This window comes from Flavobacterium cupreum, assembly GCF_003996965.1.
GTDB classification, from domain to species: Bacteria; Bacteroidota; Bacteroidia; order Flavobacteriales; family Flavobacteriaceae; genus Flavobacterium; species Flavobacterium cupreum.
Genome location: NZ_QWDM01000003.1, coordinates 416593 through 438490 on the forward strand (window position 1 = coordinate 416593; position 21898 = coordinate 438490).

17 protein-coding genes are annotated in these 21898 nt (G+C 37.6%); 10 read left to right on the forward strand and 7 right to left on the reverse strand.

All coding sequences use genetic code 11. From position 1 onward, the window contains the following. Positions 1–140 precede the first annotated feature (140 nt). The 5 genes from D0817_RS06530 to mobA all read right to left on the reverse strand — a co-directional run bounded on the left by D0817_RS06530 (position 141) and on the right by mobA (position 5939). Positions 141–812, reverse strand: coding sequence for a DUF4145 domain-containing protein (locus tag D0817_RS06530; protein WP_127337597.1), 672 nt, complete (start codon positions 810–812; stop codon positions 141–143). Positions 813–969: 157 nt separating this feature from the next. Then, complete coding sequence (locus D0817_RS06535) at positions 970–1689, reverse strand: hypothetical protein (RefSeq protein WP_127337598.1); 720 nt, start codon at positions 1687–1689, stop codon at positions 970–972. A 484-nt stretch (positions 1690–2173) separates the two neighbouring features. Continuing rightward, positions 2174–4180 (reverse strand): conjugal transfer protein MobC, encoded by a 2007-nt coding sequence (gene mobC / locus D0817_RS06540; protein WP_127337599.1) that lies wholly within the window; start codon positions 4178–4180, stop codon positions 2174–2176. Positions 4181–4195: 15 nt separating this feature from the next. Next, positions 4196–5500, reverse strand: a complete 1305-nt coding sequence (gene mobB, locus D0817_RS06545; protein WP_127337600.1) for a conjugal transfer protein MobB — start codon at positions 5498–5500, stop codon at positions 4196–4198. A 1-nt stretch (position 5501) separates the two neighbouring features. Continuing rightward, positions 5502–5939: a conjugal transfer protein MobA gene (gene mobA / locus D0817_RS06550; protein ID WP_127337601.1), complete on the reverse strand. Its 438-nt coding sequence runs from the start codon at positions 5937–5939 to the stop codon at positions 5502–5504. A 732-nt stretch (positions 5940–6671) separates the two neighbouring features. On the opposite strand from mobA, the gene D0817_RS06555 reads away from it, so the two are divergent. From D0817_RS06555 to D0817_RS06575, 5 genes are read left to right on the forward strand one after another with little or no spacing between them, the layout of a single operon-like run. After that, positions 6672–7439 carry a ParA family protein gene (locus D0817_RS06555; RefSeq protein ID WP_127337602.1) on the forward strand — a complete coding sequence of 256 codons (768 nt, stop codon included), beginning with the start codon at positions 6672–6674 and terminating at the stop codon, positions 7437–7439. A 4-nt stretch (positions 7440–7443) separates the two neighbouring features. Then, a complete protein-coding gene (locus D0817_RS06560) occupies positions 7444–7860 on the forward strand; it encodes a DUF3408 domain-containing protein (protein ID WP_127337603.1) in 417 nt (138 codons plus the stop codon). A gap of 7 nt (positions 7861–7867) precedes the next feature. Beyond that, positions 7868–8134, forward strand: coding sequence for a DUF3408 domain-containing protein (locus D0817_RS06565; protein ID WP_238160831.1), 267 nt, complete (start codon positions 7868–7870; stop codon positions 8132–8134). 2 nt (positions 8135–8136) lie between these two features. After that, the gene (locus tag D0817_RS06570) at positions 8137–8772 is read left to right on the forward strand and encodes a conjugal transfer protein TraD (protein ID WP_127337605.1); all 636 of its coding nucleotides are present in this window, start codon (positions 8137–8139) and stop codon (positions 8770–8772) included. A 34-nt stretch (positions 8773–8806) separates the two neighbouring features. Next, positions 8807–9661, forward strand: coding sequence for a hypothetical protein (locus D0817_RS06575; protein WP_127337606.1), 855 nt, complete (start codon positions 8807–8809; stop codon positions 9659–9661). A gap of 261 nt (positions 9662–9922) precedes the next feature. Here the strand turns inward: D0817_RS06575 and D0817_RS06585 are convergent, their stop codons facing one another. Both D0817_RS06585 and D0817_RS06590 read right to left on the reverse strand, forming a co-directional pair. Further along, positions 9923–10645: a hypothetical protein gene (locus tag D0817_RS06585; RefSeq protein WP_127337607.1), complete on the reverse strand. Its 723-nt coding sequence runs from the start codon at positions 10643–10645 to the stop codon at positions 9923–9925. After that, positions 10602–16886, reverse strand: coding sequence for a P-loop domain-containing protein (locus D0817_RS06590; RefSeq protein WP_127337608.1), 6285 nt, complete (start codon positions 16884–16886; stop codon positions 10602–10604). The genes D0817_RS06585 and D0817_RS06590 overlap by 44 nt, the downstream gene beginning before the upstream one ends. 192 nt (positions 16887–17078) lie before the next feature. Here D0817_RS06590 and D0817_RS06595 point away from each other — a divergent pair, with 192 nt between their 5' ends. Genes D0817_RS06595 through traJ form a run of 5 tightly spaced genes read left to right on the forward strand, consistent with a single transcriptional unit; the run spans position 17079 to position 21884 of the window. Next, entirely contained in the window at positions 17079–17384 is a 306-nt protein-coding gene (locus D0817_RS06595) for a DUF4134 domain-containing protein (protein WP_127337609.1), read from the forward strand. Between the two features lie 10 nt (positions 17385–17394). Beyond that, entirely contained in the window at positions 17395–17724 is a 330-nt protein-coding gene (locus D0817_RS06600) for a DUF4133 domain-containing protein (RefSeq protein WP_127337610.1), read from the forward strand. Then, entirely contained in the window at positions 17721–20228 is a 2508-nt protein-coding gene (locus tag D0817_RS06605) for a TraG family conjugative transposon ATPase (protein ID WP_127337611.1), read from the forward strand. Before D0817_RS06600 ends, D0817_RS06605 begins: the two co-directional genes overlap by 4 nt. A 24-nt stretch (positions 20229–20252) precedes the next feature. Further along, a complete protein-coding gene (locus D0817_RS06610; protein WP_127337612.1) occupies positions 20253–20885 on the forward strand; it encodes a DUF4141 domain-containing protein in 633 nt (210 codons plus the stop codon). Positions 20886–20888: 3 nt separating this feature from the next. After that, on the forward strand, positions 20889–21884 hold the full coding sequence (gene traJ / locus D0817_RS06615) for a conjugative transposon protein TraJ (protein ID WP_127337613.1): 996 nt from the start codon (positions 20889–20891) through the stop codon (positions 21882–21884). Positions 21885–21898: the final 14 nt, after the last annotated feature.

Here is a 21898-nt window from a genome sequence, read left to right on the forward strand (position 1 = left end):
CATTACCACGAATGCCCCCTTGCTAGAAGAGGTTTGGGTTGAATTAAGCCTTATTTTCGAATTTGCAAAATCATTGCAAATACAGAAACAACTTTTCATTGAGTCAATTGCACAAATCCGTTGTAGCTATTATGAGTCGTTTATTTTTTTGTTCGAATTTGTTTTTTCATTTGAATTTTCATTGCTTTATGATGTAATTCGTACATATCATCGATTGTTGATTCCAAAATTTCAATAGCTAATTTGATTTCATCAACACTTGGTTTTGATAGTTCGTGAAGTGCTTCATTTCCAATAAATCTTAATTCATGTAAACTAGTTGCACTACTCTTTGTCAAAAAGCCACTTTCAAATAATCCTTCAATTTTACCTTCTAAATTTTCCTTTAAAACATCATTACCTTTTCTGTCTTTTACCATAATTCCCTTTATGGCTTTATCAAGACATATACCTTCAATTAATGCACGTAATCCTCCACAACAAAGAATAAGTTGTTCATTATTAAAAGCATCAATAGTCTCGCGATATAAGCTTTTTAGCTTTATTGTGAGATTACTAAAATTCTTTATTGAAATGCTATTTGGACCACGTTTAGGATAAAGCTCTTGCATATACTGTGGAATGTCATCATACGATTGTATTTGCGGATTTGTTTCCAATCTTCTGAATGAAATTTCATCGCAGCCACTACATTGTATAATTTGATAGTCAATTTCTTCCCACCAACCTTCGCCGTCGTCATATGAAGTTTTTTCTTCTTTCACTACAACTTGATTAGTAGGTCTACTACATTTATTACAATAACTTTTCATAATGGTTTTTTGCTAAAAGATTTATAACGTTTTGGCACTTGCCGTGGTTAGGACTTTTAAAACCAAGCATCTCGGCTAAACGAAAATACAAATTAAAACGGTAATTTCACTAAATTCGCAAACCGCTACAGATGTGTCTTGTGTGTCGTTGCTTTTACTATCCTATTTTTATGAGGCAATATTTAAAGGTTGTTTTCTCAATTACTGAAAAATCTTTCCAAGTTATTTCATAATCTTTTAGTAAGTCCAATTTATAAAAATTTTCTTTACTGCATGTCCAATGTTCTTTTGACTTAATGTTACACCAAACTTTATTTTCATTAAATATGAATCTACTTTTATCAAGTTTGCTATAATTCCAACTTAAATCAGAACGATTAAGAATTACGCCATTATGGAATGAAAAATGTTTGTCAATATTGTCTTTTTTAAAAACATTTTTTTCAAAATATGCATTATCATTAGTTAGAATTAAAACATAACCATATTTATAATTCAAATTACTTGATTTATAATTTTCAATTCTATAAATATCTTTTCTAAAGCTATATCTTCCTGCGTCTTGTGCGCCATGTTCCGCTAAAATGTAATTTTCGTTATTATGAAGAATATTTGCTTTTCTTGTTTTGTATTTTAATTCAATTGGATAAGAATCTCCACTAGTATCCATTACTATTATATCTATTGGAGCACGAACAGCTATTCCTTTCCCATTTCGATTAATCATTTCTAGTTGTACAGGTCTTTCAAGACGAATTTCAAATTCGGGATTATTTTTTTTGATATTAAAAGCTAAAGCTAATTTTAAATCATCTTCAGAATGAAATATTGGTCTTTGATTTTGCAGTTCGATAATTGATTTTTCAAAAAAATCCATAGTTATATTTTATGTCAGTTTCCGTTTTTTTTTGCGATGACGCACAAATTGTATATAGTCGAAACAAACATTCTTTTACACACACACACACACATTTTTGGGTAGATTGGCGAAGGTTGTTTCGCTTTTATCTATCTCAAATATAAATTATTTATTTTACAAATCATCAAATGGAGTTTTTATTTATTGAATACTTTTCTTACTTACATCAGCATATATTTAGATTGTGGACTTTAAGAACTAAGTACCATTTGTTAATAAATAAAAGTTGTCTTTAGTAGTCGTAATGAATCTTGCACGAAGTGTTTTGTAATGTATTGGCCAAATAATGTTACAAGTAGCTAAATCAGCTTAGTTCCTCTGTAAATGACAAAACTTATTAGAACAAATACTTTTTTTTAAAATATAAAAAATCTATTGTTTGAAGGAAAGATTGCTTATTCGGATTGAAAACTGACGATAAATTTATATTTATACATTGCCTTTAGGCTTCTCTTTTTGGTAATAAATGCTGTAGATTTGGATCGTTCTTGATGCGCTCCATTTCATCGGACACTATCCCGATAATATCCTGTTTGATTTGTTTGTAGTTGGCCTCAATTTCAGCTTTCATCGTATCTTCTCCCTGATCATTTACAAATGAAAGTATTTCTGGGATTTTCTGGTAGGTTTTAGTTTCAGCAGCCACTTTCTCATTATCGACCACAATCTCTGCATGAAAGATCTTTTGTTCGATACGCTCCTCAAAATTATCGGAAACGGCTCCCACAAACATTCCCTGTGTCAGGGTAGATATTTTGGAGGCCGGTATGAGACTTTCCAGTTGTGTGGAAATGGAAGTTGATTTATCATTGCGATTGATAGTCATACTCTGGCGCTGCTGCAATATTTTACCAAAACGTTCCGAAAGGCTTTTTGCCGTTTCTCCCACTACCTGTCCGCTGAAAATATTACCTACCGTATTTTGAATTACCTTACTTTCTTTATCCCCATAATCGCGGGTCAATTGTGAATAATCCTGAAACCCTAAACATACAGCTACTTTGTTGCTTCGTGCTGTCGCAATAAGATTGTCCAGTCCCCTGAAGTAAATAGTAGGCAGCTCGTCTATGATTACCGAACTTTTAAGCTGTCCTTTTTTATTGATGAGTTTGACAATACGTGAATTATATAATCCCAAAGCTGCCGAATAAATGTTTTGTCTGTCGGGATTATTACCTACGCAAAGGATTTTAGGTTCGTTAGGATTATTGATGTCCAGTGAAAAATCATCACCGGTCATTACCCAGTAAAGACTTGGGGAGATCATACGGGACAATGGTATTTTTGCTGATGCGATCTGACCTTGCAATTGGTCTTGTGCACCTCCCTGCCAGGCATCCATAAACGGCGATAAATAATTCTCCAGTTCGGAATATGTCGTCAAAATGGTAAATACATCGGCATACTTTTTATTTAATAATTCAATTGCGTGAGGGAAAGTGCAGTATTTCCCGTTATCATAAATCTTTAAAAACCAGATGATGGCAGCCAAAAGGATAATCGGGCTTTCCACAAAAAAATCACCCTGCTTCTGTATCCAGGAACGGTTCAGGTTGAGCATGATGGTATAAGCAGATTCATAAGCATCGGATATGTCAGTCATAAAATCAGGATTGATCGGATTGCAACGGTGGCTTTTTCGCGGATCGTCAAAATTGATCACGTAAAATTTGGGCTTTACTTTGTACTTATCCGTATGCTTCAATAAATGATTATAGGCAATTGTAGAGAGATCATCGAACTTAAAATCGTAGATGTACATGGAAAAACCTTTCTCAATCTGTTGTTTGATATAATTGTTTACGATGGCATAGGATTTACCTGAACCCGGAGTACCTAAAACAATGGTTGCACGAAACGGATTTACAATATTAATCCAGCCGTTGTGCTGTTTTTTATGGTACCAGAATTTAGTTGGCAGATTGACAGAATACTCATTTTGCATTAGCTCGGTTTCTTGCATGAAACTTTCATTCTCGGTATTAAATACATCATCCATAAGGCTGTTTTTGAGCAGCCTGCTCATCCATACACCTGCCATCAGCAGGGCAATATATCCCAAACTCAGGGTGAACATATATAAAAATGCTGCCATTTCAACAGGAAGACTGAGTAATGGGGTATTGAGAAAGAAAAAAACAAAGCCTATTGTGAGCGCTGTATAGATTTTGCCCCAGGTAATCTTTTCGTTTTTCACTCCCTTACTGCCCAGACAGCTTAACGCCAGAAGAACTAAAGCAAATAGTTTCGTATACAGCGTATGTGAAAACAGTCCTGCAGTCCGCTGAAAGTTCCCCAGTATTTTATCAATAATAGATAATGTCCACCCTTCTTCTTTGAAAAACCCGTAACAAAACCAATAACAGTGCATCAGTACTAATAAAATACTGACTCCTCTCATAAACTCCATAATCTTGGCTAATCCCCTTAAGTCATCTTCTCCCTGCATAGCTGTTATTTTTAATTATTTATTATTGTTTCTTCGCTTTTTCTTTTTCCTTAGACGATCTGCAAAGGCTTGTTCCTCAAAATCTTCTCCCTGAGCCTCAGGCAATAATCCGCCTAAACCTTCTATAGTACTATGACTGTCAACAGCATATGCAGGACTTTCATAATGTAGAAAATCAAACAAATCGTGAACTTTGTCCGTTGGTAAGCTTTCGGATATTGCTGCTTGGGTGGAAATTGTTTGTGGTTCTTCTGCATTTATGATTTCCGGTTTTTGTCCCTCGTTCCACCAATGGTTAAATACATTGGCTAAAAATTCTTTTCCTAAACGCGAACCATTCCATACTGATTTAGAATTGTGGTCAATGAATGTAATGCCATAAATGCGGCCTGTTTCATTTCGGCGGACAACAACATTAATTCCTTTCTCAGCCAATTGCTTTTTAAAGTCTGGTTCGTCAGTGGCACATTGCAGGGGCGTTTCAATTGCTTTTCTAATTGTAATTCCCGCATCACTTTTTTTAAGAGACGCTGCGGAAACTGTAAAATGATTTAGCAGCTCGATATAACCTGCACTTTTTCCAAAAAGAGAGGCTTTAAAAGGGGTGCTTGTTTTTTCTCCGTTTTCATTCAGGACAAAATAGACCAGCCCTTGTTTGGGCTTTCCATGTAACTCTCCTCTGACTTCTTCTGCTGTAATATTAAACAGCGATAACAAAGCATTATATTCCCCTAAACTTTGGAACTGATAGGATTTGGGCAGGTACCGTATCACTGAAGCGATCTGTACTTTAAGATCATTGCTCTTGTAATTCACTGGGCGAAATGCCCTCTGGTTCTGTTTGGGATCTTTCTCAGCAGCGCAGGCTAATTGGTGTTTTTGTTCCAGCTCCCGGCATATATCCATCGAGCGTCTACGCTCATAACTGTCGGAAATTTTCCGGCCTTCTTCATCTATACAGACCGATACAATATGAATGTGGGTGCGTTCAATGTCGGTATGTTTGAACACTACATAAGGCTGCTGGCCGTATCCCATTTTTCCCATATACTCCTGCGTAATAGCATTAAATTTTTCATCACTGACATTATCCTTTGGGTCCGGATTCAGAGAAATATGCAGAACCGTTTTCTCCGTTTTACGATTCGCCAGCAAATAAGGTTCAAAAGAACGCAGTAGCTGGGCAACAGAATATTGACCATCAGGAGTTTCCAGCATCTTATTGGTAAAGAGAATCTCCGCATTTTCCTTCTCGACTTTGAGTTGATTATAGGAAAGTACACCGGTCAAATTTTGTCCTCTGCCAATTTTAGCTACCATATCACTTGTTGTTTTTACTGTATTTTGCTTCAAATTCCCCTGTTAGCTGTATGATTTTTTGACACAATACTGCCATTTCTGCGGTATGCTTTTCGAGCTTATAGAGATAAGCGGCGGCTTTTTTCTCGGAGAAATTGCGATAAAGCAGCTTTACGATTTGATTGTAATTCACTCCAACGCTCCGGAATTGCCCGTAAAAAGTGGTTAATCGCATATAATAATCCATTGTGGCTTTGTCTACTTTTACGGTCTTAATGGTCTTCTGAAAGATACAGGCAGTGATAAAATGGGCCATTACTTTCATTTGTGACTGCTCAAAAAGAGAAAGGAAACGGGCGTTTTCTTCCGCATTTAAGGATATGGAATAACGAAATACAGCGGGATCCGTTTTAGGATTGCGTCCAGATTTCTTTTGTGGTCTGTTAGTATTTTCGGTCATAAAAAATCCATTTATAATTTTATAAAACATCGACTTTGGAGAATGTTTTCCAGCCCCCGGCGGGGCAAGTTGTTTTGAGCGGCGGAATTCATTTCCAGCAGCTCAAAACACAACTTGCTCCTTTCTGGTGAAAGGAAAATCCGCTCTTACAGGCGGATTAATGTTAGCAGGGAAAAACGGCTTTTGGCCGTTTACTTTCTTACCCGATATATCATCTTGTTTTTGCATCAGGCGTTTAATAAAAATTATTTTACAAAGTAAAACACTCTTTAACAGAGTAATGCAGTGTGCTGCAATGCCAAAAACTGCCTTTGGATGCCAAGCAATACCGTAGTAATAAAAGCACATAGATATCTCTATTCCTTTGTATAAGAAAGTAGATGCATGGAGTTTTAAAATCACCTCTGTATCTATCTACAGAGTAATGTAGATACCGAAATTGGAATATAGATAAGCTGCTAATTGTCTATAAGAGTATAAGGAAAAGTAGTCCGCTGATTACCCACTTAAACATTGGGCTATATGTACGCAGATGTAATTGAAACAGTATCTCACTATGCGCACTGCTATCTGAAACGGTAGTACTATACCCAGATAGTTTACTAGGATAATACAAATGTAATCAGGTACGCAGGCCAAGACAAAATTACTTGTGTACTGTAAAAGACATACAATTAACTGTCTGATTATCTACACAGATAAATAAGTACAAATAATTAAAAACAGTAAGAAATGAAAACAGAAAACAAACCCGTATTTATTGCCTTTTCTTCCCAAAAGGGGGGTGTGGGCAAAAGTACTTTCACGGCACTTGCAGCCAGTACGCTTCATTATCGTTTGGGTTACAATGTTGTAGTATTCGATGCCGATTTCCCACAGCTCAGCTTAATGAAAATGAAGACCCGTGACCTGGCGATGGTTATGGAAAATGAGGTTTTAAAAAGGATGGCATACACACAGTTTACCACGATCAACAAAAAAGCCTATCCAATCATTCAGCATAAAGCGGAAGGTGTTTTGGAGGCAGCAAATGATTTTTTAGAATCCTCAACAGTTCCAATAGACGTTATCTTTTTTGATCTTCCCGGAACGGTAAATACACCAGGGATTTTGAAAGCATTGGCAGGGATGCATCACATTTTCACCCCCATTACTGCTGATCGTGTAGTGATGGAAAGCACCCTTGTTTTTACACAATTGATGCGCGATGTCATTATGAAAAAAGGAGAAACGTCCATTAAAAGTATCAACCTGTTCTGGAACCAGGTAGATGGCCGGGAACGCTCCCCTTTATATGGCATCTATAACAAACTTATCAATGATTTGGGATTTAGCCTTATGCAGTGCAGCATCATGAACAGCACACGCTTCCGAAAAGAAAGCGAACTCGATACAAAGTCTGTTTTCCGCTCCACTTTAATGCCTCCGGACAAATACTTGATGAAGGCTTGCCGGTTAGACCAGTTCATGGCAGAATTTTTAAAGATTGTTCAATTATAAAGCTATGGAAAAAGATAATAAGAAAAAAATCACTCCTAACATCGACGAAGCGTTGATGATGGATATAATGGCGGATGGCGTTAAAAAGGAAGGGCTAATACCTCCGGTTGAAGAACACAAACCTTCATCAGAACCGGTACAGGAGAAGCCTTTAACAAAGGAACGCATAAGAATTAAAAGAGGAACTGATACGGACTATGAATCCATTTTTTTCAAGAAAACTGATACCAATGCCCGAGATGGCAAAACGGTGTACATCCAGCCTGATTTTCATGAAAAATTATCCCGGATCGTTCAGGTTATCGGTGAGGATAAGCTGGCGATCTATGCCTATCTAAACAATGTACTGGAATATCATTTTCAAGAATTCGGAGAACAGATCACCAAAAGTTTTAACGAGAAATACAAACCTATTTTATAATGTAACCATGAAGATAAAAATTAAAACTCACAAGAACCGTAAAGAACAATTTAAAAAATTGTTTATGGTCAATCGCTTTTCCTCAGGACGAAGCGGAAAAGTAGTATACCTACGCCCCGAGTACCATGAACGTCTGCTGCGCATTGTGCAATTATCGAGAGAAGAAAAAACTACGCTCTATTCCTACATTGACAATATTATGGAACATCACTTCAGGGAATTTGGCCAGGACATCACGGATTATTTTAATGAACGCAACAAACCAATTCTTTAGTTATGGAAACAATCATTGTGATATGCCTGCTTATCATTATTACCCTGTTGGTACAGGATAAAATTATTATTAAGAAAAGGAAGGAGCAAAACCCAACAGAGGAAAAGACAAATCCAAATCTTCCCGAAATTATGGGGCAGCCTAGACCTATGAGAAGCCATTCAGTGCCAAAGAATGACACTGAGCACCAGATTCAGGAACTGGAGTTAAATCCTGATAATTTAGACATTGAATACGACGAAAACGAAAACGTCGGTATTCAAATTCCGCAAGAAGAACTGGACGAAGTATTCAGTAGAATGCCTGATTTTGAGGAAGAGGAAGAAGAATGGAACAGGTATGGGATATCGGCAGGGAATGACGGTTTTGCCCAGGGGGTTACCTTCGAAGAACTAAGCTCCGTGGCGATGCTGCTCCAAAAAGAAAAATTGGAGCCATCCCAAAAGGAAACAGCGGCCGCCATCGTTCAGAAAATACAGGGAACCGAATTATTCAGCCTGCTGGAAAATTCCATGGAAGGTGCTTCCCGAAAGATAGCTACGCTATTGGAGGGAAGCCTTTCTTCTGAAGCTGATTCCGGTTCTTCTATTTTGCGGAAAAATGATTTGAGTGATTTTGATATTGGGGAGTTTCTTTAGACTTCCCTTTGTCATTCTATAAAAAGAAGGAATTATGGAAAGAGAACTGCCCGAAATTGAAATTGAGGGAACACAATACCTGTTCGACATCGACCAAATGGCTTTGTTTGAAAAAGTAAGACCTGACTACAGAGTACTGCTGGAGGATATGAAAGATTGCGGTACACATTATGAATTTGTATATGATAGAAATTCCAAACGTCTTGACGAATCAAAGACGACCTACGGAATAGATGCATCCGACATAGCAAATGAAATCTTTACAACTGTCAGAATACCCAGAATTTCCGATATGGATCCATTGGGTATATGCAGGAAGTACAATTGCTCGCCTGATGCTATCGGCCATATGACCGACTTTGAAATAATGGTGGATCAGAAAGCTTTTGATTTACGTATAAATAAGGGACTGCTGCCCACTATAGAAATTGCAGGGCATACTTTTTATGTTGATGTACGAATGGACAAGCTAAGACCCAAAGATGATTTCCTTTCACAAGGCATTGTATTTTCCGATATCGAAAGCTACTATGACGGAGATAAAAGAACCTATACCATTCCATACAACCCAAAAACGCATGAATTCCAGGAGCCTGATTATAACAGTATAAAAGCATATCCAAAGGATTTAATAGCTGTTGAATTTCCATCTGAAAGATTATTGGACAGGATAGGTTGGAATCGGAAATATGGATTGGATATTAGCCACGGACTGGTAAAGCAAGGATTAAAATTGCAGTTTACTGCAAAGAATGTTCCGTGGGAAAAAACGTTTCTAGTCGATTTAATTAAAAGCAACCTTAAAACAGAAAAGAGGCTAAAAAAAGCTACCGAAAAACAACTGTCAATCCAGCCAAAACAAAGTAAACAAAAAGGACGCAAAATGTAAATCGAAAAATGCTAAACAGTAAAAGGTTGGTACTTTTCATACTCAATTTCCGCTTAAAAACCACAAATAGCTAATATTCAGACCGCTAGAAAACTCTATAAAAGCTGAGCTATTGGATGAGAGCCTTTCCTCTGAAATTGATGCCAGTTCTTCCACTTTGCGGAAAAATGATTTGGGGGAGTTTGACATTGGGGACTTTGTATAGACTCTTTCCATATCTTGTTAAGGACATTAAATTATTATTTTGACTAATAAATATCATTATTTTGTGCTGCTTAATTTTTTTAGTTCATCTTCATATTTAGCTAATAAAAATGTATTTAACTCTGAGTATTTTTTGAGTTCAGAAACCCTTTTTTTTAATCTCTCAGTATTATATTTTTTTGAAAAATCATCTTGATCGTCATCTTCAAAATCAAAAAATGGACGTTCTTCCACTAAAGAATTGACTATGGTTACCTCAATATTATCATTTGGCAGGTTTATCGTACTTTCAATCCATTCTTTTGTCTTTTCATTTTTAGCATTATTTGTTGCCTGAGTTAAAGCATATTCAATCCAAATTCTGGATGTCTTATCAATTTCTGTTACAATATTTAACCAGGCTTCTACAGAATTGAAATCTGAAATATCAGTTTTTAATTCCGTTAGGTCTCTATTTTGGAAAGGATTAAAAAAATAAGGCTCCTCATTATCAGGATTTAATTTAGATAATGTGGCTAAAATCGGTTCAAAACTTTCTAAAGGTCTTCTTCCTGACGGAAGAGACCGTCGGTGCTCCCATAATTTTAATATTACTTCAAAACACTCTTTTTCAGCAGCTTGTTTTACACTTCCTTCTGATTCTTCAGCAATAACTATTTTTTCAGCAATAAAATGAGCCATCCAACGCGAAAAAGTGTCAACCCCTGGTTCTAATTTAAGCTCCTTAACAAAAAGTTTACCTAAGTTTATAATTTTTTTCTGTAGTTCTAAGTTCTCCATTCGATGATAGTATAAATAGTTTGTGTTTAGGTTTTAAATATTCGTACTTCTCCTCACTTCTTCTATATTTATAGGTAATATCCCTTTTTATTTCAACTTCCAGTAATAAATCACAATTAAAAGTTGAACATAGATGTTTTAAAAAATGTAATGATGCTTTCAATCGTTTACCACTTTGATCTGGATTCTCATCCCTCTCCATTCCCCTATGACTGCTCCATATTTCGCATTTCAAATCAGGATAAGATGATGTTGGCAAATACCAGCTTTTCCCTTCACTTTCTCTAGACAAATTTAACTTGTTTATAAATTCGTCCCCTATTAAATAAGAAGGATAGTCTACATTATCCGCATAAGGATCATATTCATCTAATCCCTTTGAAGCAGTTTCATTCATAAGCCACCCCTTAAGTTCGAAAGGATCTGATTTTATTTCCATTCTTCTTTCTTTATAGTCAGGAAGTTTATAATCGTGAGGATCACTGCAGGTTTCTAGTGCTCTCATTAATGCATTGGAAGTATATTTAGAAACTAAAGCAGAGGTAATTGAAAAACTTTCAGTTCTTTCTCCATCCTTTTCTGTCCACCCTCCTTTAACATTAAGCCACGGATCATCATTATCCCCATTTACAACGAGTAATGCTTCGTAGAAGGATTCTTCCGGCATATCTTTCCTCCAGTTATCATTCATATTTTGAGAAATCCATTTAGGCCTGTCTAATGGAACAGCATCACGATAATCAGAGAGCCATCTACCATTAGTACTAGTTAGTGAATGATCTGAAATCCATTCCTCTAATTGATTATCTTCCCAATCTTCTTTTAAAACCACGGGCATTTTTTCAAGAAGCTTTGCGGCTGCAACCATCATCGAATGATAAGACAAATAAAAATCAAGATTGTCTGTTCTTGGATAATTTCCGTGATCATGCCATGTTTCCCGTTCATTGGAGTATTTATTCCATAAAGAAACACGAGGATCTTTATCATATCCATTCTCTTCTTTTATACTCCATTCCTTAATGAGTACGTCAGCAGCGATATCTTGTGCTTGTTTCCAAGGTATACCAAATACTTCACCCAACGGTTCAAACCAGTAGCTGTCGAAATCCAATCCAAAATAAAAATCATATTCAGTGGCAACTTCATTATTGATATGCCAAGGGCTTTCTATTCTCTCATTATCGCTCACTTTCAAAACGGGCAATTTACTTTTACCAACAGCATTTATTTTAATTAACGTTTCCTCATCGTAGATATCTTCTAAATAAACTGAAAGATTAGCTGCTATTTCAGCTGAAATTTTTTGGATCAGTATATGAGGTTCTCCTATGGAATAATGAACAAATACATCCTTAAAAGGAATCAATAAATCAGGTTTATCAAGAGATATTCTCGCTATAGCGATTAATAAATACTGCCGTGCATGAAGATTATAAAAAGGGAATTCGCAACTGCCAAAAGCATCGGTTTTATCATGTTGCATCCATTTAAACAGTTCTTCAATAACCTTAATACAATTAAACTCAGCCAGCATTCGTACACAATGGGCAGCATTCCATCGCTCAGCCGACCTTGGAGATCCAAGTGCGGACCAAATGAAACCTGCTATTTGATTATTGACATCCATAGATGTGTTAAGCCAATTATTCCATTGCCCATCACCAAAACCTGTCTCAATATGCAGTTCAAATCTTGATATGGCAAAATCAAGAAGATCTCCTGCTTGTACAGCGTCTATTAAAGGAGAAGCAATAGTTACAAAGCCAAAGAATATTTCTGCATTGGAAAACTCATATCCATTTGCCAAGCCTTCAAATATCCCTTCTTTTAGTTTATCTATTTCATCAGGATTTAGATCAAGTTCTAATGCATAGGATTTAATGGAATATGGAGCCGACAATTCCTGAGCATACTTTCTTCCTAGCTGCCTGACCAGATTGGGCCAATTTTTCTTAAAACTAACCTTATTCTTTATTTCATTCGGAAGGGAAGCGAAAAATGAATTTACTTCATAACGGTCTAATTCAGATTCAAGTACTAGATCGATAAATTTCACAACATCTTTTTTGTCTAATCTTTTTAAACCTTCTTTCCAAAATATTTTAGTAGTCCTGTAAATTTTTTTATCTGAGATCACATAAAAGGAATGAAGGCACTTTTCAAAATCAGTAGCATTCAGAATATTCAAATCCCCAAATACATCTTCCCAATTTATATCAGAGCCTTTCTGATCGAATTTAAAAATATCTTTCTCTTTTTTATCTTGTAATAATATTAATTTTTCATTTTTTTTATGGCTAACCAATATACTCTCTAATATATCATTTTGAATATTCTGAATGTGTCCTATATCTCTAATTTTTTTCCAATATTCTGCTGTAGTTCCTTCTCTTTGAAGAAGACAGACGACGTCGGCAAATATTTTCTGCTTTAATTCTAAATCAGATTCCTTTTCTAAGCAGATTGAAAGAAAGTGCTCCTTTTGATGATGTGAAAAGAATCGTGACATAGTCCATCCCAATGAAGGAGAAATTTTACTCGATCCAACCATTTCAATCATCAAGGCTTCTAACTGGTACTCAAACCTTCCAATATTCCTTTCTCTCCACCGACTTAATGCAGCAATTGCTGTTCCACTGGACATTTTAGCACAAACAGCAATTGCTTCACTTCTATCCCAATACTTTTCACGATCTACGTATTCGCCAACAACTTCGGCACATCTAATAAACCGGTAAGCCAATTCATTTGAGATATTATTTTCGATACATGTCTCTTCACTAAGAGATATAAAAGCTTCCCATCTCCTGACTATCTCATCACCAAATTTAGAGACAATATTTACGGCTTCTTCAAAATAAATACCAGCATCATCTGATGCGGTGTTCAATACAGCACGACTAAGACATATATATTTTTCTGCCGCTTCCTCCGGAGTACCGTCATTAATACTTTTAATACGGTAATAAGCCCGTTCTTCAAGGCTCTCTTTGATAAAATATAAATGCGGCAATCTAAAAGCTGCCCTGACTGTGTTCAGTTCAACAGGAATCCACAAAGATTTATTATCCTTAAGACAGGAATCATACAACCAACTAATTTCTTCTTTATTTCCTTTGTTATATAATATTAAAATGGATGACCAGAGCGAAGTAATCTCGTAGGGTAAGCTATCATGAGATTGATATCTATTCGATCTGGCTTTACCTGATTTTTCTTTCGCATTTTTTACTTCCTCTTGGATATTGAAATGATGGGAGCTTATTACTTTAGCTCTTAAAAAATACAAAGGAAATAAGCCACCGATTATTTCTTTGAATTCGTTAATCTCATTATCACGATCATAGTTCTTCTTTTCCTTTTTTTTAGCAAGTTCTTGAGGTAAGATAGCATCAATATCTAATTCCGGCGTTCCATCTATCAAACTTCTGACTGCCAGCGCTTTTAAATAAATAGTACGCTCTGCAGATTGATGTCTGCTATGCACCATCTGTGGTGCCTTTTCAGAAACATAATACCGTAATACATTTAAAATCAGTTCGTAAGATAGATTTCTGTATAAACAAGCTTCTATAAAGGAAACTATTGCTGAAATTATATTTTCACTATTGTAATATTGTTTTGGCTTTTTAATTCGGGACTTTGAACCTGTCATTAGTTTTAAACAAGTTTCAATGAATTTCTTTTCTGGAAATATGCCAATTTTAAACAGTTCACTTACAATTGCTACTGTACAATATGGCTTTTTGGTACAGGCTGCCAAAAAACTATTAACAGCTTCAAAATTTCCAATATCAATAAGTCTTTTTGTCAGATTCTGCATCACATTGAAAACAAACTCTTTGGATGTAAATCTGTTTAGAAAATTAACACAATCAGCTACTCCTTCGATGTTGAAAAATGCATATGCTAATTCTAAAACATCTTCTTTTGTGACTTCGTTTTCAGGACGTTGCTTATCACTTATCTTAAGTTCTTCAAAGTAAATTTGCATCCAGTTTACAGCAGCCCTTAAATACCCTCTGGCTTCTCCTTTGTATTCATCAATTCCTGACAGTAATGAAGCGGTATAAGCATTCTCTGAACCATTCCATCTTCCTTTCAATAAACGTTTAAATGCAATATCCTGAATTTTTTGTTTGTCCTGCAACGCAACAAGCAGATCAATATTGGTCTGAAAAAGTTCTATCTGCCTTTGGTTACCAGCCATTTCTTCACCAGCCCGCATCGCAATCTGAATCGCATCATTGTATTTTTTTGCCCTTAGTGCCGCACGAAAAGCAAATTGCAACCTGTAAACACGTACGTTTCTTGCATCAATGGGATTATCTTCCGGTAAATAACTATCCGAGAGTACTATTTCAATTAGTTTTTCATATTTCTCCGCTTGAAGATACATGTTCGGCAGAACCTCAGCCACATAAGTATAATGATTGGCTAAAGGTTCCAATATATTTATATAGGTTTCAAAATTTTCTTTCTTTGCTAAGAAAGTTTTTCTAAACCACGTTTCCGTTGGCTCATCTCTGAACTGTACAGATTCATCTGACAACCACAATGAGCGGCCAATATCGGCTACAAAACTTTTTATTGTCTCAATGGTTACAGTCGATGTCTTTGCTAAAATCTCTATTGGAATATGTGGTGGTAAACTAGCTAATCCTAAACATATAGCTTCTATTTGTTCTTGGAAAGAATCTGATAGGGAATCTTTTATTGCCAATACAGCTGTACTTAATTGCATCTCAATCTGCTCTTCAACAGTAATTACTGAAGGGCCTAAACGACTTAGTAATTCATAAACAGATGAAGTATTGACACTTAACGCATTTGCTTGTACACGTGGATTCCCGCTTGTTAAGCGGTGAAATTCCTCGGCGTCTTTCTCATCAGCTTCTGGGAACCATCTCTTTAAATTTATGAATGTCTCAGTTTTAGAAAATCCTTCTAATTTGAGCTGCTCAATTTTAGAAGGTGGCTTTAATAATTCAATACGTTCTGTCCTGCATAACAGAATAAGCTTACATCCATCTGGCATATCCTCACGAAGCAATTCCTTGGCAAAACAAGGATGACTATATTCCTGGGCTGCCATTTCTGCATTATCAGCCGCATCAATTAAAATAAATAGCATGGCAGATTTACTTGTCTGCCTTAAGATTTTTAAGGCCGATTCAATACGCCATAAGAACTTCTTCATAATATCGCTATCCTGAGAAGTATCTTGTACAAGTAATGGATCGCATAACCCTTTTACAGCAAGTTCATTTACGATTTGTACCAACGCATCTCTATGCCTGTGCCGGGGTTCACTACGATTTCTATAGCGTCCAGCTCCAAAACAATCATAAGCTATACCCACTGAATCTGAAGGTAGTGAATTCACTAGCTGCCTACAGAATATGGATTTACCAACACCCCCAGGAGCATGCACTATTGTAGCATATAGGGAATTTGAAACATTCGTGATAAGCTCCCCGTGTTGCTCTCTTTCAATAATATTTTCAGCAGTCTCCCATATAGCAGGAGCCGGAAATAGATCTTTTTCATAGTATATCCCAAAACGCTTTAAAATATCCTCACGTGTAATTGTTCCATCAGAGTCCGGTAAAACTCTTTCCTGTACAAGGGCAACAATACTTTCAATTTGTGCATTATCAACGGCTCCAGCTATAAGCTGCGCAATTTCTAATTTGAGATCATCCTTTTGAATATTGTAGTCTCCTTCACCATCTTTAAATTCTAAAAGTTGGCAGAACTGAGATAGTTCACTGGAGGTAAGTCCGGTGTATTTTTCAATAGTTGTTTTAAACCTGTTGGGAACCTTCTTGTCCTGTGCCAGGAAAATTATATTTTGTTTAAAAGAATTTTCAATCGGTCTGTTGGTAACTACATTAAACGAGAAAGCAAGAGCATTCTTCTTCTGCAAATGCTGAGAAAATCTCTTTGAAAAGCCTTCAATAGTATCTTTTAAATCACTTAAAACAAACGGAACATCTTTTTGAACTGTTGTATGTTTTAATTGATAATACTTGACGTGTTTTTTGTCATTTAACTCTTCATAGTATTCTGAGACATCTATGACATACTCGCCTGCCTTTTCATTTTCCTTGGATCCTTCAATTACAATGCTGCGTAACGAGGCGTTAGGATAAATCAATCCTAAACAACGCCTTGCTGCCCATCTGTAATGAAATACATCACCTGCTCTTGAATATGCGACTAAATTATTTGACATTATTCTAATTTTTAAGACACAAAGCAATTATATACAATCGACTAATATAATACTTTTCTTCATTGTAAGCGCCCATCAGCGCCAAACAATTCCACTCATAGCCACTTTCTTAAAACACATGAAATTCTATAACATCTTTGTCTCTAAACTCGCTAAGTGCGGGAAAAGAGTAACAATTTAACGTGTTTAATTATGGAAAAACAAAGAAAAAAAAACCTGTTGGCAACAATGATAATTCTGACAGGCTTCGGTGCGTTGGCACAAGGCAACGGTACAGCAGGTATTAATGAAGCAACTCAGATGGTCACCTCTTATTTTGATCCGGCAACTCAGCTCATCTATGCTATTGGGGCTGTAGTTGGTCTAATCGGAGGTGTTAAGGTGTACAACAAATTCAGCAGCGGCGATCCAGATACCAGTAAGACGGCCGCAAGCTGGTTTGGTGCCTGTATCTTCCTTATTGTAGCGGCTACGATTCTTCGCTCTTTCTTCCTTTAAAAACTGATATATGAACAATTACAATATCAATAAAGGGATTGGAAATACAGTGGAATTTAAAGGACTCAAAGCGCAGTATCTATTCATTTTTGCAGGCGGCCTGCTGGGTATTCTTGTCCTGGTGATGATCCTGTATATCATTGGGATGAGTTCCTATATCTGTTTAGGGCTTGGTATCGGCGGCGCATCACTTATTATCTGGAAGACTTTCTCGCTGAATAAAAAGTATGGAGAACATGGTCTCATGAAAGCGGGCGCAAAAAAAAGGCACCCACGATACATTATTTGTCGCAAGCCCATCTACCGCTATGTTTCATCAGTAAAAACCAAACCGCTATGAGAAATACCTCAAAAGCCGCCACACTCGAAAATAAGTTTCCTTTACTGGCGGTAGAAAACCATTGCATCCTTTCTAAAGATGCTGATATAACGGCTTGTTTTCAGGTGCATTTACCCGAGCTTTTCACAGCAGCTTCTGCGGAATATGAAGCCATTCACTCCGCCTGGCATAAAGCAATTAAAACACTGCCAGATTTTACAGTGGTACACAAGCAGGATTGGTTTATTAAAGAAGACTATGCTTCAAAAATGGATCAGGAAGAAATAAGTTTTTTAGGGAAATCCTATCAGCAGCATTTTAATGAGCGCCCATTTTTGAATCATTACTGTTATCTCTTTTTGACCAAAACCACTAAAGAAAGAATGCGCACCCAGAGTAATTTCTCTTCCTTATGCAAGGGCACTTTAATACCAAAAGAAATTAGCGATAAAGAAACCATTCATCGTTTTATGGAAGCCGTATCGCAATTTGAAAGAATTCTTAACGATTCCGGATTTGTAAAACTTACAAGGCTGAGTGAAGAAGAAATAGTCGGGACAGATGAAAAACAGGGATTACTAGAGCAATACTTCACCCTCTCAAGAGAAGCCGGAACACCGATGCAGGACATTGTCCTGGGTGCTGAAGAGGTGCGAATCGGGAACAAAAGACTATGTCTGCACACCTTGTCCGACACAGACGATCTGCCTGGTACAGTATCGGCAGATACCCGTTATGAAAAGCTTTCCACAGACCGAAGCGACTGCCGGCTTTCGTTTGCGGCTCCGGTAGGATTGTTATTGAACTGCAATCATATTTACAACCAATACCTGTTTCTGGATAACAGTGATGAGAACCTTAGAAAATTTGAGAAGTCCGCAAGGAATATGCATTCCCTGGCCCGCTATAGCCGAAGTAACCAGATAAACAAAGAGTGGATTGAGCGTTACCTGAACGAGGCACATTCCTTCGGACTTTCTTCTATAAGAGCGCATTTCAATGTGATGGCATGGTCGGATGACCCCGGGGAATTAAAACAAGTAAGAAACGATACCGGGAGTGCACTGGCACTCATGGAATGTAAACCAAGACACAACACTACCGATACAGCAACCTTGTACTGGGCTGGTATTCCTGGTAATTCCGGTGATTTTCCAAGTGAGGAAAGTTTCTATACTTTCATCGAGCCTGCTTTATGCTTTTTCACAGAAGAAACCAATTATCAAAATTCACTATCGCCTTTCGGAATCAAAATGTCAGATCGTCTGACCGGAAATCCCATCCATTTGGATATTTCCGATCTGCCGATGAAAAAAGGAATTATTACCAACCGTAACAAATTCATATTGGGCCCATCAGGAAGCGGGAAATCTTTCTTTACCAACCACATGGTACGGCAGTATTACGAACAGGGAGCCCACGTGCTTTTGGTAGATACCGGAAACAGTTATCAGGGATTATGCGAGCTTATTAAAAGTAAAACCAAGGGGGAAGACGGCGTGTACTTTACTTATACGGAAGACAATCCGATTGCCTTTAATCCTTTCTATACCGATGACGGGGTATTTGATATTGAAAAAAGAGAAAGTGTCAAAACTCTAATCCTTACGCTTTGGAAAAGGGATGATGAACCGCCAACCCGCTCGGAAGAGGTAGCGCTGTCCAATGCAGTAAGCGGTTATATCGAGCGAATCAAACAGGAAACAGCAAAACCTTCATTTAATGGCTTTTATGATTATGTACGCACTGATTACCGCAAAGTACTCGTAGAAAAACAGGTAAGGGAAAAAGATTTTGATATTGCCAATTTTCTCAATGTACTGGAGCCTTACTACAAAGGCGGTGAATACGATTACCTGCTGAATTCCGAACAACAGCTTGATTTATTGTCCAAACGTTTTATCGTTTTTGAGATTGATGCCATCAAGGATCATAAAATACTCTTCCCAATAGTGACCATCATCATTATGGAGGTATTCATCAATAAAATGCGAAGACTAAAAGGGATACGCAAACTGATATTGATTGAAGAAGCCTGGAAAGCGATAGCCAAAGAAGGAATGGCAGAATATATCCGCTATTTATTTAAGACTGTGCGCAAATTTTTTGGAGAAGCGATTGTAGTGACTCAGGAAGTCGATGATATCATTCAGTCACCGATTGTCAAGGAAAGTATTATCAACAATTCCGACTGTAAGATCCTGCTGGACCAGCGCAAGTACATGAACAAGTTTGATGATATACAGGCCATGCTGGGCCTGACTGACAAAGAAAAGGCGCAGGTACTTTCTATCAATATGAATAACGATCCTTCAAGGCTTTACAAGGAAGTATGGATAGGTCTCGGCGGTACACACTCGGCGGTATATGCCACAGAGGTCAGCCTTGAAGAGTATTATGCCTACACCACCGAAGAAACTGAAAAACTGGAAGTGATGAACCTTGCTGCAGAACTGGACGGCAATGTAGAACTCGCCATCAAACGCATTGCAATGGCAAGGCGTGACAAAAAAACAAATAATTAGTAACAAATTTTAAAATCAAAAACAATGAAAAAATTAACGTTTTTGGTGTATACGGCACTTATGCTTGCCGGAGCACCTTCTGTAAAAGCCCAATTTGTAGTTACCGATCCGGCAAATCTGGCATCAGGTATTCTCAACAGCGCCAATGAAATAGTACAGACCTCTAACACGGTGTCGAATGTCGTAAAAAATTTCAAGGAAGTGGAAAAGGTATACAAGCAGGGCAAAGAATATTACGACAAACTCCAAGCGGTAAACAATCTGGTGAAAGATGCGCGCAAAGTGCAGCAGACCGTCCTGCTGGTGGGTGATGTATCGGAAATGTATGTAAAGAATTTTGGCAAAATGATGAATGACCCCAATTTTTCCGCCCAGGAACTGGCTGCTATTGCCAATGGCTATTCGGCACTTCTGGGAGAGAGTACCGAGCTGCTGAAAGAACTCAAACAGATTGTAAATTCCTCCAGCCTGTCCCTTAATGACAAAGAGCGCATGGATATTATTGACCGTGTGTACAAAGAAGTCAAAGAATACCATAGCCTGGTGCGCTACTATACCAATAAGAATATTTCGGTAAGCATTCTAAGGGCAAAGAAGCAGCACAATACAAAAAGAGTACTGGAACTCTATGGAACACCAAACCAAAAATACTGGTAAGCCATGGAATTTAATAACCTTCATCAGGTATTGCGCTCTTTGTATGATGAGATGCTCCCGCTGTCCGCCGATATGGCGGCAGTGGCTAAAGGGGTGGCTGGTCTTGGAGCCTTGTTTTATGTGGCATTAAAAGTTTGGCAGGCACTCAGCCGTGCAGAGCCCATTGATGTTTACCCGCTGCTCCGCCCATTTGCTTTAGGGCTTTGTATCATGTTTTTTCCCACCATTGTACTGGGAACCATCAATGCGGTCTTAAGTCCCGTGGTTACAGGTACCCACTCCATCCTCGAAGACCAAGTGCTTGACCTGAACGAGCTGCAGGCAAAAAAAGACCAGCTCGACCGCGAAGCAATGCTCCGCAACCCGGAAACTGCCTATTTGGTGTCAAACGAAGAATTTGACAAAAAACTCGATGAATTAGGCTGGTCGCCTGCCGATGTCGGGACAATGGCAGGACTGTATATGGACAGGGAGGCTTATAGGATAGAGAAAGCAATAAAGGAATGGTTTCGCAATCTGCTGGAAATACTTTTTCAGGCAGCAGCACTCGTGATCGACACCATTCGAACTTTTTTCCTGATTGTACTGTCCATACTCGGACCAATAGCATTTGCCATATCGGTATGGGATGGGTTTCAATCGACACTCACGCAGTGGTTCAGCCGATACGTCAGCGTTTATTTATGGCTTCCGGTAGCAGACCTGTTCAGTTCGATGCTTGCCAAGATACAATCGCTGATTGTTGAAAGGGATATTGAAATGCTAGCCGATCCGACTTTCATTCCCGATACCTCAAACAGTATTTATATCATCTTTATGATTATCGGTATTGTGGGCTACTTCACTATTCCTACGGTGACAGGCTGGATCATCCAAGCCGGCGGTGCTGGAAACTTTACCCGCAACGTAAACCAAACGGCAATGAAATCCGGAAATATTGCCGGAGCCGGAGCGGGTTCGGCAGTTGGAAATATCGGTGGCAGGCTGATAAACAAATAAAACAACTAATTATT

Bases quoted from the DNA above. Each gene is read 5' to 3' on its own strand.
- D0817_RS06530 (WP_127337597.1), bottom strand. From the start codon at position 812: ATGAAAAGTTATTGTAATAAATGTAGTAGACCTACTAATCAAGTTGTA.
- D0817_RS06535 (WP_127337598.1), bottom strand. From the start codon at position 1,689: ATGGATTTTTTTGAAAAATCAATTATCGAACTGCAAAATCAAAGACCA.
- mobC (WP_127337599.1), bottom strand. From the start codon at position 4,180: ATGCAGGGAGAAGATGACTTAAGGGGATTAGCCAAGATTATGGAGTTT.
- mobB (WP_127337600.1), bottom strand. From the start codon at position 5,500: ATGGTAGCTAAAATTGGCAGAGGACAAAATTTGACCGGTGTACTTTCC.
- mobA (WP_127337601.1), bottom strand. From the start codon at position 5,939: ATGACCGAAAATACTAACAGACCACAAAAGAAATCTGGACGCAATCCT.
- D0817_RS06555 (WP_127337602.1), top strand. From the start codon at position 6,672: ATGAAAACAGAAAACAAACCCGTATTTATTGCCTTTTCTTCCCAAAAG.
- D0817_RS06560 (WP_127337603.1), top strand. From the start codon at position 7,444: ATGGAAAAAGATAATAAGAAAAAAATCACTCCTAACATCGACGAAGCG.
- D0817_RS06565 (WP_238160831.1), top strand. From the start codon at position 7,868: ATGAAGATAAAAATTAAAACTCACAAGAACCGTAAAGAACAATTTAAA.
- D0817_RS06570 (WP_127337605.1), top strand. From the start codon at position 8,137: ATGGAAACAATCATTGTGATATGCCTGCTTATCATTATTACCCTGTTG.
- D0817_RS06575 (WP_127337606.1), top strand. From the start codon at position 8,807: ATGGAAAGAGAACTGCCCGAAATTGAAATTGAGGGAACACAATACCTG.
- D0817_RS06585 (WP_127337607.1), bottom strand. From the start codon at position 10,645: ATGGAGAACTTAGAACTACAGAAAAAAATTATAAACTTAGGTAAACTT.
- D0817_RS06590 (WP_127337608.1), bottom strand. From the start codon at position 16,886: ATGTCAAATAATTTAGTCGCATATTCAAGAGCAGGTGATGTATTTCAT.
- D0817_RS06595 (WP_127337609.1), top strand. From the start codon at position 17,079: ATGGAAAAACAAAGAAAAAAAAACCTGTTGGCAACAATGATAATTCTG.
- D0817_RS06600 (WP_127337610.1), top strand. From the start codon at position 17,395: ATGAACAATTACAATATCAATAAAGGGATTGGAAATACAGTGGAATTT.
- D0817_RS06605 (WP_127337611.1), top strand. From the start codon at position 17,721: ATGAGAAATACCTCAAAAGCCGCCACACTCGAAAATAAGTTTCCTTTA.
- D0817_RS06610 (WP_127337612.1), top strand. From the start codon at position 20,253: ATGAAAAAATTAACGTTTTTGGTGTATACGGCACTTATGCTTGCCGGA.
- traJ (WP_127337613.1), top strand. From the start codon at position 20,889: ATGGAATTTAATAACCTTCATCAGGTATTGCGCTCTTTGTATGATGAG.